Source organism: Desulfobaculum sp., assembly GCF_054921475.1.
Genome location: NZ_JBUDSW010000039.1, coordinates 1 through 17,758 on the forward strand (window position 1 = coordinate 1; position 17,758 = coordinate 17,758).

The 17,758-nt window shown below is 61.0% G+C and carries 15 protein-coding genes and 1 tRNA gene; 13 read left to right on the forward strand and 3 right to left on the reverse strand.

The annotated features are described in order from the left end of the window. Window positions 1-4 precede the first annotated feature (4 nt). Window positions 5-80, reverse strand: a tRNA-Asn gene (locus ACY69P_RS04015). Window positions 81-369: 289 nt separating this feature from the next. Here ACY69P_RS04015 and lysS point away from each other — a divergent pair. From lysS to ACY69P_RS04060, 9 genes are all read left to right on the forward strand, one after another. Then, window positions 370-1,887, forward strand: coding sequence for a lysine--tRNA ligase (gene lysS, locus ACY69P_RS04020; RefSeq protein ID WP_459901627.1), 1,518 nt, complete (start codon window positions 370-372; stop codon window positions 1,885-1,887). Further along, window positions 1,884-3,119 (forward strand): lipoprotein-releasing ABC transporter permease subunit, encoded by a 1,236-nt coding sequence (locus ACY69P_RS04025; RefSeq protein ID WP_462326656.1) that lies wholly within the window; start codon window positions 1,884-1,886, stop codon window positions 3,117-3,119. The genes lysS and ACY69P_RS04025 overlap by 4 nt, the downstream gene beginning before the upstream one ends. Then, the gene (locus tag ACY69P_RS04030) at window positions 3,112-3,801 is read left to right on the forward strand and encodes an ABC transporter ATP-binding protein (protein ID WP_404843242.1); all 690 of its coding nucleotides are present in this window, start codon (window positions 3,112-3,114) and stop codon (window positions 3,799-3,801) included. Before ACY69P_RS04025 ends, ACY69P_RS04030 begins: the two co-directional genes overlap by 8 nt. Continuing rightward, window positions 3,785-6,469, forward strand: coding sequence for an outer membrane protein assembly factor BamA (bamA, locus tag ACY69P_RS04035; RefSeq protein WP_459901316.1), 2,685 nt, complete (start codon window positions 3,785-3,787; stop codon window positions 6,467-6,469). Before ACY69P_RS04030 ends, bamA begins: the two co-directional genes overlap by 17 nt. Before the next feature lie 109 nt (window positions 6,470-6,578). Further along, complete coding sequence (locus ACY69P_RS04040) at window positions 6,579-7,094, forward strand: OmpH/Skp family outer membrane protein (protein ID WP_404843240.1); 516 nt, start codon at window positions 6,579-6,581, stop codon at window positions 7,092-7,094. 17 nt (window positions 7,095-7,111) lie between these two features. After that, window positions 7,112-8,158 carry a UDP-3-O-(3-hydroxymyristoyl)glucosamine N-acyltransferase gene (gene lpxD / locus ACY69P_RS04045; RefSeq protein WP_462326657.1) on the forward strand — a complete coding sequence of 349 codons (1,047 nt, stop codon included), beginning with the start codon at window positions 7,112-7,114 and terminating at the stop codon, window positions 8,156-8,158. Continuing rightward, window positions 8,151-8,624 (forward strand): 3-hydroxyacyl-ACP dehydratase FabZ, encoded by a 474-nt coding sequence (gene fabZ / locus ACY69P_RS04050; RefSeq protein ID WP_404843238.1) that lies wholly within the window; start codon window positions 8,151-8,153, stop codon window positions 8,622-8,624. The genes lpxD and fabZ overlap by 8 nt, the downstream gene beginning before the upstream one ends. Continuing rightward, window positions 8,624-9,433, forward strand: a complete 810-nt coding sequence (lpxA, locus tag ACY69P_RS04055; RefSeq protein ID WP_462326658.1) for an acyl-ACP--UDP-N-acetylglucosamine O-acyltransferase — start codon at window positions 8,624-8,626, stop codon at window positions 9,431-9,433. Before fabZ ends, lpxA begins: the two co-directional genes overlap by 1 nt. A 9-nt stretch (window positions 9,434-9,442) precedes the next feature. Next, window positions 9,443-10,270 carry an LpxI family protein gene (locus tag ACY69P_RS04060; protein WP_462326659.1) on the forward strand — a complete coding sequence of 276 codons (828 nt, stop codon included), beginning with the start codon at window positions 9,443-9,445 and terminating at the stop codon, window positions 10,268-10,270. Between the two features lie 92 nt (window positions 10,271-10,362). Here the strand turns inward: ACY69P_RS04060 and ACY69P_RS04065 are convergent, their stop codons facing one another. Next, window positions 10,363-11,073 (reverse strand): N-acyl homoserine lactonase family protein, encoded by a 711-nt coding sequence (locus tag ACY69P_RS04065; protein WP_459901322.1) that lies wholly within the window; start codon window positions 11,071-11,073, stop codon window positions 10,363-10,365. Window positions 11,074-11,102: 29 nt separating this feature from the next. After that, window positions 11,103-11,708, reverse strand: a complete 606-nt coding sequence (locus ACY69P_RS04070; RefSeq protein ID WP_462326660.1) for a nitroreductase family protein — start codon at window positions 11,706-11,708, stop codon at window positions 11,103-11,105. Between the two features lie 256 nt (window positions 11,709-11,964). On the opposite strand from ACY69P_RS04070, the gene ACY69P_RS04075 reads away from it, so the two are divergent. From ACY69P_RS04075 to carB, 4 genes are all read left to right on the forward strand, one after another. Beyond that, the gene (locus ACY69P_RS04075) at window positions 11,965-13,176 is read left to right on the forward strand and encodes a PSP1 domain-containing protein (RefSeq protein WP_459901326.1); all 1,212 of its coding nucleotides are present in this window, start codon (window positions 11,965-11,967) and stop codon (window positions 13,174-13,176) included. A 27-nt stretch (window positions 13,177-13,203) separates the two neighbouring features. Then, window positions 13,204-15,177: a methionine--tRNA ligase gene (metG, locus tag ACY69P_RS04080; protein WP_462326661.1), complete on the forward strand. Its 1,974-nt coding sequence runs from the start codon at window positions 13,204-13,206 to the stop codon at window positions 15,175-15,177. Between the two features lie 55 nt (window positions 15,178-15,232). Further along, a complete protein-coding gene (locus ACY69P_RS04085) occupies window positions 15,233-16,258 on the forward strand; it encodes a glycosyltransferase family protein (RefSeq protein ID WP_459901330.1) in 1,026 nt (341 codons plus the stop codon). Between the two features lie 190 nt (window positions 16,259-16,448). Then, window positions 16,449-17,758: carbamoyl-phosphate synthase large subunit (gene carB, locus ACY69P_RS04090; protein WP_462326662.1), on the forward strand; the 1,310-nt coding region annotated here is incomplete at its 3' end.

Below are 17,758 nucleotides of genomic sequence, written 5' to 3' on the forward strand. Positions count from 1 at the left end.
TCTCTGGCTCCCCGGGACGGACTTGAACCGCCAACCTAGTGATTAACAGTCACCCGCTCTGCCGATTGAGCCACCGGGGAATCTTGCGTGAACGGTTTCGCCGTCCGCGGATTGGGTTAATAGGGATTTCGCAAATGCCCGTCAAGAAGAAATTTCCAATTGCTGGCAAAAAAGTTTATGTGGGTGCTGGAAGGCGGCGCTGGTGGGCCTGTTCTTGACGCCGCGCCCCAATGCGAATACACCTCACGGGTTCTTTCACGATGAACGTCACGGTTTGGAGAGATTACCTTGAGTAAGAAAGGCAACCAGCCTCAGCAAAAGCAGATAAAGCTTCCCGTTAAGTCCCCGTTCGTTGAGCAGTTTCAGCCCATGCTCCGCGCTATGCAGGAGTCCGAAGAGCTGAACGAAGTGCTCAAGAACCGCGTCGGCAAGGCCTGTACCCTCCTTGATGAGGGTCTTAGCCTGTTCCCGAATACATTTCGCAAGGACACCGACGTCGCATACATCAAAAAGAATTATGATGCCTACGACGGCGAAGCCCTAGAGGCGATGGAAGACGAGTTTGCCATAGCTGGCCGTATCGTCGCGCACCGCTCCTTTGGCAAAGTGACCTTCTTCCACCTGCAGGACGGCACCGACCGCATGCAGGTTTACGTTGCCCGCGACGAACTGGGCGCGGACGACTACAAGGTCTTTAAAAAATACGACCTTGGCGACATTGTCGGTGTGCGTGGCGGCCTGTTCCGCACCAAAACCGGCGAGTTGACCATCCTTGCGAAATCCGTGGAACTGGTCACCAAGTCCATGCGTCCGCTTCCGGAAAAATACCATGGTCTTAAAGACGTGGAGACCCGCTACCGCCAGCGGTACGTGGACCTCATCGTCACCGAAAAGACCAAAAAGATTTTCGAGACGCGCTCCAAAGTCGTGCGTGCGTTCCGCAACTTTATGGATTCCAAAGGCTTCCTTGAAGTGGAAACGCCCATGCTGCAGCCCATTCCCGGCGGCGCAACGGCCAAACCCTTCGAGACGCACCATAATGCGCTGGATATGAAGCTCTACATGCGCATCGCGCCGGAGCTGTACCTCAAGCGCCTGCTCGTCGGCGGTTTCGAGAAGGTCTACGAGATCAACCGAAACTTCCGTAACGAGGGCATCTCCACCCGTCACAACCCGGAGTTCACCATGTGTGAATTCTACTGGGCGTTTGCCAACTTCCATGACCTCATGGACCTGACGGAAGAGCTGTTCTCCTACGTGGCAGAAGAAGCCTGCGGCACCACCAAGGTTCCGTATCAGGGTGATATCATCGACCTGTCCCGCGGGGCATGGACGCGCCTGAGCTTCCATGAGTCCATCGAGAAGGTGGGCGGTGTTGGCCCTGAAATCTACAACGACTACGACGCCGCCGTCGCCCTTGTGAAAAAGGAAGGCGAAAAGGTTGTCGAAGGGGAAAAGCTGGGCAAGGTGCAGGCGAAGCTGTTTGACATCTTCGTTGAGCCCAAGCTCATCCAGCCTCACTTCATCTACGGCTACCCCACGGAGATTTCTCCGCTGTCCCGCCGCAATGACGAGGACCCCACCATCACCGACCGCTTTGAGCTGTTCATCACGGGCCGCGAGATGGGCAACGCCTTCTCCGAGCTCAATGACCCCGTGGACCAGCGCATGCGCTTTGAGGATCAGGTGGCGGAGAAGGAAGCAGGCGACGAGGAAGCCCACTTCATGGATACGGACTACGTCCGCGCTCTGGAGTACGGCATGCCCCCGGCGGCTGGGCAGGGCGTTGGCATTGACCGACTGGTCATGCTGCTGACCGATTCCCCCAGCATACGCGAGGTTATCCTCTTCCCGCTGCTGCGTCCGGAGGTCGGTTCCGGATCATGAGTTTTGAATCCTTCGTTGCCCTGAGGTACCTGCTTGCCCGTCGCGGGCAGGCATTCATCTCGGTCATCTCGGTCATCTCCATTCTTGGTGTGGCCCTTGGTGTGGCCGCCTTGATTGTGGTCCTTGGGGTGATGAACGGGATGAGCACCGATATGCGGGATAAAATCCTCGGCGTGAACGCCCACCTTGTGGTCGCCAGCGCCGAAGCGAAAATCCCGGACTACCAAGCACTTGGCGCTAAGGTTGCCGAGGTGGAGGGCGTCACTGGTGTGACGCCCTTTGTGTACTATGAGGTTATGCTCAGCACCCGGCACGGTGTGAAGGGCGCAGTGCTCCGCGGCATCGACCCGGACAGCGCGCGCGACGTGCTGACCCTCTCCCGCGACCTGAACCAAGGCTCCCTTGAGGACCTGCGCCTTGGCGCGCGTCCCGGTCCCCCCGGCATTATTATCGGCTCCGAGCTTGCCGCGCGCCTGAGCGTGCGCAAGGGCAGCCTCGTGAACATGCTCTCTCCGGCGGGCAAGCGCACCGCGGCGGGCTTTACCCCCACGGTGAAGGTGTTCCGCGTGGCGGGCGTGTTCAAGACCGGCATGTACGAGTACGACTCCTCGCTGGCGTACGTGGCCATTCCGGCCGCGCAGGACCTGTTGGGCCTGAAGGACGATGTGGTCAGCGGGCTGGAGCTTCGCGTCAGCGATGTGGACCGCGCCACGGAAATCGGCAAGGGCGTGCGCGAGGTTGTGGGCGGCTATCCGTTCTATGTCCGCTCATGGCAGGAAATGAACGCCAACCTTTTCGCCGCGCTCAAGCTGGAGAAGGTGGGCATGTTCGTCATCTTGGTGATGATTGTGCTGGTCGGTTCGTTCTCCATCGTCACCACGCTGGTGATGCTGGTGATGGAAAAGACCCGCGACATCGCCATCTTGATGTCCATGGGCGCCACGCGCGAGAGCATCCGCCGCATCTTTACCATGCAGGGGATGATTATCGGCGTGGCGGGGACGGCGCTGGGCTACGCGCTGGGGCTGACCCTGTGCTGGCTTTTGCAAAAGTACCAGTTCATTGAGCTGCCCAAGGGCATCTACTCCATGGACCACCTGCCCGTGCTGCTTGATTGGCTGGATATGACCCTGATTGGGGTGAGCGCGCTGACGCTGTGTTTCCTCGCAACGATCTACCCGGCGCGGCAGGCCGCGCGTTTGGTTCCCGCAGAGGCGTTGCGCTATGAATAATTTCCCGTTGTATGAATTGCGGGGTGTTGGTAAGGAGTTCTCCGGACCTGGCGAACGCGTCAGCGTGCTTCGCGGGGTGGACTTGTCCATCCAGTCCGGCGAGAGCCTTGCCATTGTGGGGGCTTCCGGCTCTGGCAAGTCCACGCTGCTGCAACTTCTTGGTACGCTCGACACGCCTTCGGCTGGCGAGATTTTTTTTCTTGGCAAGGACTTAAAGCGCCTTGGCGGACGCGACCGCGCCGCACTGCGCAACCGTGAGGTGGGATTTGTTTTTCAGTTCCACCACCTGCTGCCGGAGTTCACCACTCTGGAGAACGTAGCTATGCCGGGTATTATTTCCGGTATGGCGCGTGCGGAGGCGCTGGAAAGCGCACGGCAGGCCCTTGCCCTCTCCGGACTGACGGGGCGCGAAAGCCACCGCGTGACCACCCTCTCTGGCGGCGAACGCCAGCGGGCGGCCATTGCGCGGGCCATTCTGCTCCGGCCCAAAGTGCTCCTTGCCGACGAGCCCACGGGCAGTCTGGACGAGACCAATGGTGAAAACGTCGGCTCTCTGCTTCTCGACCTGAATGTTGAATTGGGAATGACGCTGGTTGTGGTGACGCATAATCACGACCTGGCTGGAAAAATGGAAAGACGGTTGGAACTGCGCTCCGGAGAATTGTATGAACAAGCTGATTGAGCGGATGCGGCTCATCTGCGCGTGCCTTGTGGCCTGCGCAACCATCGTTGGCATCTGCCCGGCTGCAAAAGCCGCCGATGCGTCCAAGGTCAAGGTGATCGTGCTGCCCTTTGAGGTGCGCGCCGATCAGGAACTTGATTACCTCAAGGACAGTCTGCCCGAACTGCTCAATGACAAGCTGAAAGCGTTCGGCTTCGAGGTGGTCGGGCATGATGATATGTATTCCCTGCTGGAGGAAAACGACATCGATTACCTCGATATCGCCTCCGCCAAGGACCTCGCGCTGCTTGCTGGCGCGAATTATGCCGTTTACGGCAGTTTCAACCAGGTCGGGGAAACCCTCAGCCTGGACGTTCGGCTGGTCGAGGCCTTTGGCCTCAAGCAGGCCAAGCCGCTCTTCGTGGTGAAGGAGGGCCTCATCAATGTGGTCCCCGCCATTGAAGACCTGGCCGAAAAGGTGAAGATGGAACTGCTGCGCAAGCAGAGCATCTCCGACATCAACGTCGAGGGCACGCGCATCCTTGAAAAGGACGTCGTGCTCATGCGCCTGCGCACCCGCAAGGGCGATATTTACGACCCCAAAGCCGTCAACGACGAGGTCAAGCGCATCTACGACCTCGGCTACTTCCGCGACGTGCAGGTCCGTATGGACGACCTTCCTGATGGCATCCGCCTCACCTTTGTGGTGGAGGAGCGCCCCCGCATTCAGGCCGTCAGCATCCTTGGCAACGAGGAGCTGGAGACCGACGAGGTGCAGGAGCTCATGTCCACCAAGACCGGCGCGGTCCTGAACCCCAAGGTCCTGTCCGACGACCTCGGCAAGATTAAGGAAGAGTACCGCAAGGAAGGCTACTACAACGCCAAGGTCAGCTACAATCTGGAGCAGTCCGACGGTCAGGCCCGCCTGAATATCACCATCGACGAAGGCAACAAGCTCTACATCAAGGGCATCGCCATCGAAGGTGCGGAGCAGGTGGACGAGGACGACCTCAAGGACGAACTCGCTCTGGACGAACGCGGCATCTTCTCGTGGATTACGGGCAGCGGCGTGCTGAAAGAAGACCTCCTCACCCGCGACACCGCCGCCATTGAGGCCTACTACGGCAACCACGGCTTCATCGACGTCAAGGTCGGCCAGCCCGAGGTGGACTACCGCGAGGACGGCATCTACATCACCTTCAAGGTGGAAGAGGGCACCCGCTACAAGGTGGGCCATGTGGCCTTCACCGGCGACATCCTCGAAACCGAAGACACGCTGTCCAAGGTCATCGCCATCGACGACCTCGCCGAGGAAGACGAATTCTTCAGCCGCGCCGTCCTGCACAAGGACTCCCAGCGCCTGACCGAATACTACTCCAACTACGGCTACGCCTACGCCGAGGCCGATTACCGTCTCGCCCCGGACCGCGATACCGCCACCGTGGACGTGACCTTTGACCTCAAGAAGCGTGACAAGATTTACATCCGCCACGTCACCATCGAGGGCAACTCCAAGACCCGCGACAACGTCATCCGCCGCGAGATGCGACTCTCCGACGGCGACCTGTACAGCGGCTCCAAGCTGCGCCGCTCCGGCCAGCGTCTTGGCTACCTCGACTTCTTCGAGAATGCCGACATCGAGCCCGTGCCCACAGGCACCCCCGGCGAGATGGACCTCAAGGTCCGCGTGAAGGAGAAGAACACCGGACGCCTGTCCGCAGGTGTTGGCTACTCCAGCGCCGACGGCGGCTTCCTGACCGGCTCCATCGAAGAACGCAACCTCTTCGGCAAGGGCTACTACACCGGCTTCACCGGCACCATTGGCGGCTCGGACTCCAGCTTTAAGGTGAGCTTCACCAACCCGCACGTCGATGACGGCCCGTGGTCCGCTGGTGGCGACCTGTACATGACCCGCGTGGACTGGGACGACTACGACAGGGACACCTTTGGCGGCCGCGTCCGCCTTGGCTATCCCCTTGGCGAATACACCAACTTTATCTGGAACTACCGCCTTGAGAATTACGATGTCAGCGACGTTGACGACGACGCCGCGTGGCAGATTCGTGAGGTGGAAGGCAACCACTGGCTCAGCTCCATGACCTTCGGCGTCAAGCGCCGGACCACCGACAAGCGCTTCGACCCGTCGAAGGGCTCCATTTCCAGCCTGTCTCTGGAATACGCCGGTGGCGTGCTCATGGGCGACGACGAGTTCGTGAAACTGGTGGGTGACCATAGCCAGTACATCCCGCTGTGGCTGGACACCACGTTCCACTTCCACGGCCGCATGGGCTACGCCTTCGAGAACGGCAGCGACGAGATTCCGGTCTTTGAGCGCTTCTACCTTGGTGGCATCAGCTCCGTGCGCGGCTACAAGTCCCGCCGCATTTCGCCCATCGATCCCGAAACGGGCGACCGCATCGGCGGCGACAAGATGGCCTTCGTGAACGTGGAATACATCTTCCCGCTGCTTGAAGACCTGGGCGTTAAGGGCCTTGTGTTCTTCGACGCAGGTAACGTATGGGATGATGACGAATCCATGGATCTGGATTGGAAGAAGAGCATTGGTGGCGGCATCCGCTGGTACTCCGCCTTCGGTCCTCTGCGCCTTGAATACGGCTACGCTCTTGACGAGGTTCCCGATCAGGGTGGCAAGGGCAAGCTCGAATTCTCCATGGGCCAGTTCTTCTAGGCAAAACGGTAAACCCGCGCCCCGAGGCCCGGCGTCGTGTGACACCGTGCCCGGGGCGCTTTTTTCGGTGTGAAATCGGAAACAACTTTCTCCCAAAAGGAGTCGAATCATGCGTAAGATGCTTCTCGCCATTGTCGCCGTCATGCTGCTTGCCCCCACCGCCGCGTGGGCTCAGGGCAAAGTTGCCGTGGTGAACATGCCCCACATCATTAAGAACTGCGAACCCGGCCAGAAGGCTCTGGGCTCCCTGCAGAACAAGTTCAAGGGCGTGAAGGACGAGCTGGACAAGCAGAAGAAGGACATCGAGCAGATGCGCAGCGAGATGCAGAAGCAGAGCCTTGTGCTGTCTCAGGAAGCGAAGATGGACAAGGAAATCGAGTTCAAGCGCAAGGTGCGCGACTTCCAGGACGCCCTGCGCAACTACCAGCGCAAGATTAAGACCGAGGAAGAGCGCCTCTCCCAGCCCATCATCGACACCATTTTTAAGGTCATGGAAGACTACGGCAAGAAGCACGGCTATTCCATGATCCTCGACGGCAAGGCTGCCGGTGTGCTCTACGTGGACGACGCCAGCAACATCACCAACAAGATCATTGTTGAAGTGAACAAGGCTTCCCGCAAGTAGAACAAACAGGACGCATCATGGAATTCACCCTTTCGGAACTCGCCTCCAAGCTGGGGCTGACCCTGCGCGGCGAGGACTGCACCGTCTCCGGTGTCGGCACCCTCGAATCCGCAGGGCCGAACGACGTGACCTTCCTTGCCGATGTCAAATACGCAGAACTTCTGGAGACCACGGCCGCAGCAGCGGTCGTGGTCTCTGAAGACTTTGCGGGCAAGGTCGAGCGCGCGCTGGTCAGCGCCAACCCCTACATGGACTTCGCGCGGTTGCTCATGCTCTTTACGCCGCCGCAGGGCTGCCTTGAAGGGCAGGGCGTCAGCGAGATGGCCTACGTGCATCCCGATGCCGACGTGCACCCCGATGCCGACGTCTATCCCTTCGCCTTTGTGGCGGCGGGGGCGAAGGTGGGGGCACGCACGCGCCTGTTCCCCAGCTGCTATGTGGGCGAGGGCTGCATCATTGGCGAGGACTGCACCGTGTACCCCAGCGCCACCCTGATGGCCGGATCGGTCCTTGGCGACCGCGTTATGGTGCATTCGGGCGCTGTGCTGGGCAGTGACGGCTTTGGCTACGTCCCAACGGAAGACGGCCGCCAGAAGATTCCGCAGGTGGGCCGCGTGGCGGTGGAGGACGACGTGGAAATCGGCGCCAACACCACCATCGACCGCGCCATGCTCGACACCACGCGCCTTGGCCGTGGCACCAAGGTGGACAATCTCGTGCAGATTGCCCACAACTGTGATTTGGACGAGCACTGCACCATCGTGTCGCAGGTGGGCATTGCGGGCAGCACCAAGGTGGGCCGCAATGTCATCATGGCCGGACAGGCGGGCATTGCAGACCACGTGACCATCGGCAACGATGTTGTGGTTGGCCCCCAGTGCGGCGTGCGTACGGACATTCCGGAAGGCAAACGCATGGGCGGGCATCCGGCCATGGACTATGGAACATACATGCGCAACATGTCGCTGGCACCCAAGATGCCGGACCTGTTCAAGCGTGTGAAGAAATTGGAGAAGGAACTGGCAGCGCTCAAGGCAGCCTGTCAGGGAGGCACCGATGAGTAATCTTGACCTGAACAGCGTGGACATTCAGGGCATCCTGAAAATGCTCCCGCACAGATATCCCTTTTTGATGGTGGACCGCATCACGGACTTCACCCCCGGCGAAACCATCTCCGCCTACAAGAACGTCAGCTTTAACGAGCCGTTCTTTCAGGGGCATTTCCCGGAGCTTCCCGTCATGCCCGGCGTGCTCATTTGCGAGAGCCTCGCGCAGGCTGGCGGTCTGCTCGTGCACCTGTCCGATTCCTTGAATCAAAAGGACACCTCCGACGGCGTCTTTATGTTCACGGGCATGGACAAGGTCCGCTTCCGCCGCCCGGTGCGCCCCGGCGACAGGCTGGAACTGCGCGTCACCGATGTGCGCCGCAAGATGCATCTGGTCAAGATGACCGGTACCGCGCTGGTTGATGGCGAAGTGGCCTGCCAGGGCCAGATGAGCGCCGCGCTGGTCAAGAGGGAGGACATCTAGTGCCCACCGAGATTCATCCTTCCGCTGTGGTCGACCCGAGCGCGCAGCTCGGCGAAAATGTTGTCGTCGGCCCCTACGCCATCATCGAAAAGAACACCGTCATCGGCGACAACACCCACATCGACGCCTTTGCCCAGATTAAAAGCTACACCACCCTTGGCCGCGACAATCAGGTGCACTCCAATGCCCTGCTCGGCGGCGACCCGCAGGACATCAAGTTCAAGGGCGCAGATACCAAGCTGGTGGTGGGCGACGGCAATATCATCCGCGAATTTGTCACCATCCACCGCGGCACTCCCGAAGGCCGCGGCGAGACGCATATCGGCTCCAAGTGCATGATTATGGCCTATGCCCACGTCGCGCACGACTGCACCCTCAGCGACCACGCCATCCTCACCAACTGCGTGATGCTGGCGGGCCACGTTGAGCTTGGTCTGCACTCTGTTGTGGGCGGCATGTGCGGCGTGCATCAGTTCAGCCGCATTGGCGACTACGCCTTTGTCGGCGGCATGACCGGCGTGACCATGGACGTGCCGCCGTACTGCATGGCCGCCGGAACGCGTGGCTCCCTGCGCGGGCTGAACACCATCGGCCTGCGCCGTGCGGGTATGACCCGCGACGTTATCCGCGCCCTCAAGCACGCCTATACGCTCATCTTCCGCTCCGAGCATACGCGTCAGGAAGCGCTGGAGATGCTGGCCGCCGAGGAAAGCGAGATTCCGCAGGTGCAGCACTTTGTGGAGTTTATCCGCTCCAGCGAGCGCGGCTGTCTGTCCGACGTTGGCAAGAACTGCAAGCACGGAGACTAGCGGACGCCCATGACCACTGAAACCATCGGCATCATCGCCGGCGGGGGCCAGTTCCCGTTCCTTGTGGCGCAGGGCGCACGCGAGGCCGGGCTGCGGGTCGCCGCCGTCGGCTTCTCCGGGCATACGGACATGTCCCTTGCCGAGAAGACCGATGCGTTCCGCGAGCTTCATATCGGGCAGCTTGCCAAGCTCCTTGCCTTTTTCCACGAGAACGGCGTCACCCGCGTGGTGCTCGCCGGCGCCATCAACAAGCCCAAGGCCCTGCAAATCCGCCCGGATTTCAAGGCCGTGAAATTGCTCTTTAAGCTCAAGACCAAGGGCGACGACGCCATTTTGAGCACCGTTGCCGCGGAGCTTGAGGCCGAAGGGCTGCACGTGGTTTCCGCCTTGACGCTGGTGCCGAACATTGGCACCCCCGCAGGCGTGCTCACCCGTACCGCGCCCCCGCAGGAGGTGCTGGGCGACCTGCGCTATGGCTGGCCCAAGGCCAAGAGCATAGGCAGCATGGACATCGGCCAGTCCCTTGTGGTGAAAAGCGGTATGGTTGTGGCCGTGGAAGGCCCGGAAGGCACGGACGCCGCCCTGCGCCGTGCCGGTGAGCTGGCGGGCGAGGGGTGCGTGCTGGTCAAGGTGTACAAGCCCGGTCAGGACGACCGCATTGACCTGCCGGCGGCGGGTCTGCAAACGGTGCGCACCATGATTGACATCGGCGGCGCCTGCATCGGCATTGAGGCAGGCAAGAGCCTGTTCTTTGACCTTGAGGAAGCCATTGCCCTTGCCGATGCCCATGGCATCAGCATTGTGGGGCTGACTCCGGAAGAAATGGAGCGCGCCTAGCTTTTGCGACGCAGCAGTATCAGCACAGGGCCGGAAGGGGCGAATCGTTTGTATTCGCCATTTCCGGCCCTTTTTGCGCGCAGGGTGCGGGGCTAGTAGGTCTTGCCCGCTATGCTCAGGCCGTGCATGGGCAGGATGGTGCCCTCCATGGCGCCGACCTTTTGGGCGGTATCGTAGGCGAGAAAGGCGTCACAGTGCACGCCGGGGCAGACGACCTTGCCGCTTTGCTGAAAGTTCTTTTCGTTACAGCAGAATCCGGGCACGATGACGGGGCCGTCCGCCGTATCGATGGTCACGGTCTGGATGCCGGGAGTATGCCCGGGCGTCAGTTCCACCCGGATGCCGGGACGCACCTCGGCCTTTCCGTCCACGGTGGTGAACTCGACATCTTCGATAAAGTAGGTGTCGTAGCGGTGGTCCAGCGGATGCGGGTGACGGCAGAAGTCCAGCTCCTTCTGTTGGACAACGTGCTGGGCCTTGGTGAACAGGCCGTTATTGCCGCAGTGGTCGTCGTGTAGATGGGTGTTGATGACAAGGGAGATATCGTCCGGCGTCAGGCCGTGGTCTTCCAGACATTCGGTGATGGTTTTGACCTCAAGGCCGGTTTCCTCGGCAAAGCCGCGCGGGATGATGACTTCGTCTTCATCAAGGCCGGTGTCGATGAGAATGTTGACGCCGTCGCCGCGGACAAGAAAGGCATAGATGGGCAGCCAGATGGGCTTTCCGTAGCCTTGCTGGTAGGTCATGATGCCTTGGTCCGGGTTGCGGACGCCGGTGAGCAGGGGAGTGATGGTATACGTCATGCGATCTCCGGTGGGTTGAAGCTGGCGCGTCAGTCGGCGAGGGGGGATGGTTGGCCGAAATGGCCGCCAAAGGCCATCTCCGAAAGCGGCTTTCGCGTGCGCGGGGCGAGTTCTGTTTCGCGCAGGTCTGGGGGCAGAATGTCCGGTGAACCGGGCGTGCCAAGGGCAATGGCGGCCACCGGGGCGTATTCGTCGGGGATGGAGAAGGCCGAGCGGGCTTTGTCCACCGAGAATCCGGCCATTTGGTGCACGCTGAGGCCCATGGCCATCCCTTGCTGGATAAGCTGCGAAACGGCCAGCCCTACGTCATGGACAGCGTGCCTGTTGGACTTGCCGTTGTGGGAAAACACCGTGTGCGCCACGGACAAAAGGAGCACAGGTGCGGACCCTGCCCAGAGTTGATTCTTGGGCATAAGGCAGTCGAGCAAGCGGGCGTGATCGTCGTCGCCCTTTTTGGTAACGACGAAGGACCATGGCTGCTCATTGAAGCACGAGGGCGCCCAGCGGGCGGCCTCCAGCAGTATGCGCAGCTGCTCGTCAGTGACGGGGATTGTCTCGTCAAAGGCGCGGGGGCTCCAGCGCTGCGCCAAATTTGCAATGATGTCCGGACCCGCGTTGGTTCGCTCTGCACTCATGGCATGTCCTCCTTGTCCATGTGGCTGACACGGGAAATAGTGTGCCTGTGGCCGCAGCAAGTCAAGGGGGCCGCAAGCGGGGAAATGGCCTGCGGGGGCGCCGCGGCGGCCGCAAATCCGCCCGGGCGGAGGTTCGAGGCGGCGGGGCAGAGGGCGACGGCGCCCGCCAAACAGGCCAAGCCGGCATTTGAAGTTCGCGCGGAACTGATTTATACAGGCGCGTTGGACAATACATGAACACAGATAGGAAGGCGACATGGGCCACGCACTTGGATTGAAATTCAGCGATTACGGCCAGATTTATTATTTCGACTCGGGCGCGTTCGTCGTGAACAAGGACGACAGCGTCATCGTCAAGACCGACCAAGGCATGGGCCTGGGCACGGTTATTACCGTGTCGCCGGAAGCTCCCAAGGATATTCCCGAGGAGGAGCTCAAGCCCATCTTCCGTCTGGCGACGGAGGAGGACATGGTCACCGCCGGGGAAAATGACACCCTTGCGCGCGAAGCCTTCTCGTTCTGCCGTCGGTGCATATCGGAACGTGGTCTGGAGATGAAACTCGTTGATGTGGAAGTCTTCTTTGACCGCGGCAAAATCATCTTCTACTTTACCGCGCCCGGACGCGTAGACTTCCGCGAGCTGGTCAAGGACCTCGTCAAAAACTACCGCACGCGCATTGAGTTGCGGCAGATTGGCGTGCGTCATGAAACCCAGATGCTCGGCGCGGTGGGCAACTGCGGCATGGTGACCTGCTGCCGCAGGTTCATGCGCAAGTTCGCCCCGGTCACCATCAAGATGGCCAAGGAACAGAACTTGTTCCTGAACCCGACCAAAATCTCCGGCATCTGCGGCCGCCTGCTGTGCTGCCTGAGCTTTGAGGAAAAAAACTACGCGGAGTTCTACCGCCAGTGCCCTAAAATCGGCAAACGGATGGAGACGGACGACGGCATCCTTAAGGTGCTGCGCGCAAACTTCTTCCGCAACAGCATCGCCGTGCTTTCGGAGTTTGGCGAGGAGCGCGAACTGACGCTGGACGAATGGCACGCGCTTAATCCCCGCCGCATCGACCCGCAGGAGCTGCAACGCCGCTTGCAGGAGGCGCAGGCCAGCATGCGGTCCAAGCCCCGCCCGCCGCGTCCGCGTGGCAAGGGCGGCAAGCCGCCGCACCGCCCCGAAAAGGGCGCGCCCAAGCAGGACGAGGCGGCCCCCAAGCCAGAACAGGACGCCGCGCCGGCCGAACAGCCCAGCCAGCCTGATGCGCCACAGCCCGCCGAGGCGGACGACGCGCAGAGCAGCGACAAGCAGGGCAAGGACGCGCCAAAGGGCAAGGGCAAAAAGCGTCGCCCCCAGCAGCGCGCCAAGGGCAAGCCCGCTGGCGACAGCCAAGGCGGCGACCCGCGCCAAAAGAACAGACCGCGCCGCAAGCCCCGCCGCAAACCGCGGCACAAGGGCAACAAAAGCGAATAGCGAAGAGATAATTCAGGAGGAACCAAGTTGAGCCGGTTTTATATCACCACGCCCATCTATTACGTGAACGCCAAGCCCCATCTGGGCCACGCCTACACGACCATCGTGGCAGACAGTGTGGCGCGCTTTCACCGTATTTCCGGTGAAGAGGCGTTTTTCCTGACCGGAACCGACGAGCATGGTGATAAAATCATGCAGGCCGCCGAAGCCGCCGGAAAGACCCCCAAGGAATTTGTGGATGACATCAGCGGAACGTTCCAGAACCTCTGGCCCAAGCTGAACATCCAGAACTCCGACTTCATCCGCACCACCCAGCCCCGCCATATTAAGACGGTGCAGAAGGTGCTCCAGCAGGTCTACGACAACGGCGACATCTACCAGAGCGAGTACGAGGGGCTGTACTGCTACGGCTGTGAGCAGTTCCTCACCGAAAAGGACCTCGTGGACGGCAAGTGTCCCGACCATGACAAGGAACCCGAGGTTATCCGCGAAAAGAACTACTTCTTCCGCATGTCCAAGTATCAGGACTGGCTGAAGAAGCACATCGAGGACAACCCGGACTTCATCCGCCCGGAGCGCTACCGCAACGAGGTGCTCTCCATGCTGGACATGGGCGTGCTGGACGACCTGTGCATCTCGCGCCCCAAGACGCGCCTGTCGTGGGGCATTGAGCTGCCCTTTGATACGGACTACGTCACCTACGTGTGGTTTGACGCGCTGCTCAACTACATCACCGCGCTGGACTGGCCCGAGGGCGACAAGTTCGACCAGTTCTGGCCCAGCGCCAACCACCTTGTGGCCAAGGACATCCTGAAGCCCCACGCCATCTTCTGGCCCACCATGCTCAAGGCCGCAGGCTTCGAGCCGTACCAGCACCTGAACGTGCACGGCTACTGGCTGGTCAAGGACACCAAGATGTCCAAGTCCATCGGCAACGTGGTGGACCCGCTGTCCATGGTGGGCACTTACGGGCAGGACGCCTTCCGCTACTTCCTCCTGCGCGAAATGCGCTTTGGCCGCGACGCGTCCTTTTCCGAGGACGCCCTTGTGGGCCGCCTGAACGCGGACCTTGCCAATGACCTTGGCAACCTGTTCTCCCGCGTGCTGTCCATGACGCACAAGTACTTCGGCGGCGAGGTGCCAAACCCCAGCCGCAAGCACGAGAGTGTGGACCTTGAGGTGCTCCAGCTGGCCATTGATTCCTTCAAGAACTACCAGCAGCTGTTTGGCACGTTCGAGTTCGGACGCGGCATCGAGTCCCTGTGGGAACTGGTGCGCGGCCTGAACAAGTACGTGGACAGCACCCAGCCGTGGGCGCTGTCCAAGAACGGCGAGACCGAGCGCCTCGGCGATGTGATGTATGTGCTCCTGATGCTCATGCGCAAGATTGCCCTGCACATCTGGCCCGTCATGCCCACCACGGCGGAGACCATGTTGGAGCAGCTGGGGCAGGGCACGGACTTTGATCCTGCCGCCGTGAACATCAAGGACGAGGTGGAGACCTTTGGCCGTTTGGAGCCGGGACTGCACCTTGCCAAGGCGTCCAACCTCTTCCCCCGCGTGGACCTGAAAAAGAAGCAGGAAGAGGACGCCGCCAAGGCCGAAAAGCAGGCCGCCAAAAAGCAGAAGAAGCAGGACAAGGCCGCCAAGGCTGCCAAAGCCGGGGCGGAAGACGGCATCATCGACTTTGCGGACTTCCAGAAGGTTGATATGCGCGTCGGCACCGTGGTGTCCTGCCAGCCGCATCCCGATGCGGACAGGCTGCTCCTCGTCAAGGTGGACCTTGGCGAAGACGAGCCGCGTCAGGTGGTGGCCGGTCTGGCCGAATACTTCAGCCCCGATGACCTCGTCGGACGGCAGGTTGTCGTTGTGGCGAACCTTGCGCCGCGCAAACTGCGCGGGCAGGTCTCGCAGGGGATGATTCTTGCCGCCAAGACTGATGGCGGTATGCAGCTGTTGACTGTTTCCGGCGCCACCGGGAACGGTACCAAGGTTTCGTAATTCTTTAATCACATTGCCGGAAACGCCATCCGGCGTTTCCGCAAGATGGCGTTTCATGCGAATACTGAATATTGACGGTACGTACTTCGTGCCCGAGTTTCGACGGCTCGGGCACGAGGTCCTCGCCATCGGCCCTGCGGGCCGCCGGGGGCTGGATGTCGAAATCGACACCACCATGTCCCTGCAGCGGCTGACGCAGGTGCTGGACGCCAACGGTTTTGTGCCGGACCTTGTGTTCTGGTGCGATACCTCCATTCCTCCCTGTGTTGTTGGGCTGTCGGAACTCCCCGCGCCCACCATCGCCTACTCCATCGATCAATACCTCAATCCGTGGCACGTGCCCTACAGCATGGGGTTCGACCTCGTGCTGGTGGCCCAGAAGGACTATCTGCCCCTGTTCGAGCATGTGGACCACCCCCGGCGCATCCGCTGGTTCCCGCTGTTCTGCAAGCCGGACGTGGATGTGGACCCCGGCGGCGAACGGGATATTCCCGTCAGCTTCGTCGGCACGGTGGAGGGCACCATCAATGCCGCCCGCAAAGCCTTTCTCCAAGGCTTTAAGCGCCTTCATCCGCTGTATGTCACGCAGGGCGCGTACGCTCCCGTGTTTGGGCGCAGCCGCATTGTGCTGAACCAAAGCGCGGCGGGCGAGTTGAACTTCCGCCTTTTTGAGGCCGCAGCCTGCGGCGCCGCCGTGCTGACGGAAGCCACCCAAAACGGCCTGACGGACCTCTTTGCCGTGGACGAGGAAATCCTTGTCTATACGCGCGGGGATGCGGCCTCGGCGGCGGGCGTGGCGCGCCTGATGCTGGACCAGCCCGGACGGCTGGCGGAAATAGCGGCGGCGGGGCGGGACAAGGTGTTGCGGCGGCACAGCGTGGCCAGCCGTGCACGGACCATCGTCAGCGAAGGCGAAGGGCTGTTGCGCAAGGCCTCGTGGAAGCAGCGCATGAAACGCCGGACGTTGATAGAGGCGGAACTTGCAAAAACCTGCATCGCCCTCGCAACGGATGACACCCTTCCGCTGCCGGAAGAACATCGCAGGCACTACGCGGAGCTGGCCCACTTGTATACGAGGTAGGCAGTGGGACGAGACGCTTTTTGCTGGACTCCGAAGGCGTGCTCAACTATAACACGCGCATCTCCGCTTCGGGAGATCGGTTCCAAAGCAATCTCTCATCTCCACCTTCCAGGCAATTCAACTGGCGTGCCCCTGCGGGCCGAACCCTCTGGCACGCACGATTTATAACCTGAACCATACCGAAAGCGACATGCCCAAACGTACCGACATCAAGAAGATTATGCTGATCGGCTCCGGGCCCATCGTCATCGGCCAGGCCTGTGAGTTCGACTACTCCGGGACCCAGGCCCTGAAGGCCCTCAAGGAAGAGGGATATGAGGTGGTGCTCGTCAACTCCAATCCGGCCACCATCATGACCGATCCGGAGTTGGCCGACAGGACCTACATTGAACCCATCGAGCCGGAAACCGTGGCCCGCATCATCGAGAAGGAGCGCCCGGACGCCCTGCTGCCGACCCTTGGCGGACAGACCGGCCTCAACACGGCGCTGGCCGTGGCGGAGATGGGCGTGCTGGAGAAGTGCGGCGTGGAACTCATCGGCGCGGCGCGCGACGTCATCGAAAAAGCCGAAAGCCGCGAGCTGTTCCGACAGGCCATGGACAACATCGGCCTCAAGGTTCCCGTCAGCCGTATTGCCCGCAACCTCGACGAGGTGCGCGAGGCCGCAACCGTTATTCCCTTCCCCATCATCATTCGCCCCGCCTACACCCTTGGTGGCACCGGCGGCGGCGTGGCCTACAACATGGAAGACCTGCTGGAGATTGCCGACCACGGCATCACCGCCAGCCGCACCAATGAGGTGATGCTGGAGCAGTCCGTGCTGGGCTGGAAGGAATACGAGATGGAGGTCATGCGTGACAAGAATGACAACTGCGTCATCATCTGCTCCATCGAAAACATCGACGCCATGGGTGTGCACACGGGCGACTCCATCACCGTGGCCCCGGCCCAGACCCTGACCGACGTTGAGTACCAGGCCATGCGCGACGCCTCCATCGCCGTTATGCGCGAAATCGGCGTTGAGACCGGCGGCTCCAACGTGCAGTTTGCGGTGAACCCCGAGGACGGCGACTTGGTCGTCATCGAGATGAACCCCCGTGTGTCGCGTTCCTCCGCGCTGGCGTCCAAGGCGACGGGCTTCCCCATTGCCAAAATCGCCGCCAAGCTCGCCGTGGGCTACACCCTCGACGAACTCCCCAACGACATCACCCGCGAGACGATGGCCTCCTTTGAGCCCTCCATCGACTACGTGGTTACCAAAATTCCCCGCCTCACCTTTGAGAAGTTCCCCGGCGCAGAGGATGTGCTGAGCACCGCCATGAAGAGCGTTGGCGAGGCCATGAGCATTGGCCGCACCTTCAAGGAGTCCCTCCAGAAGGGCCTGCGCTCGCTTGAAATCGGCATGCCCGGTCTGGGGAAGGACTTTGTCAGCCAGTGCCGGGACAAGGACGAGATTCTGGCCAAGCTCAGAAAGCCGAACTCCAAGCGTATCTTCTACAT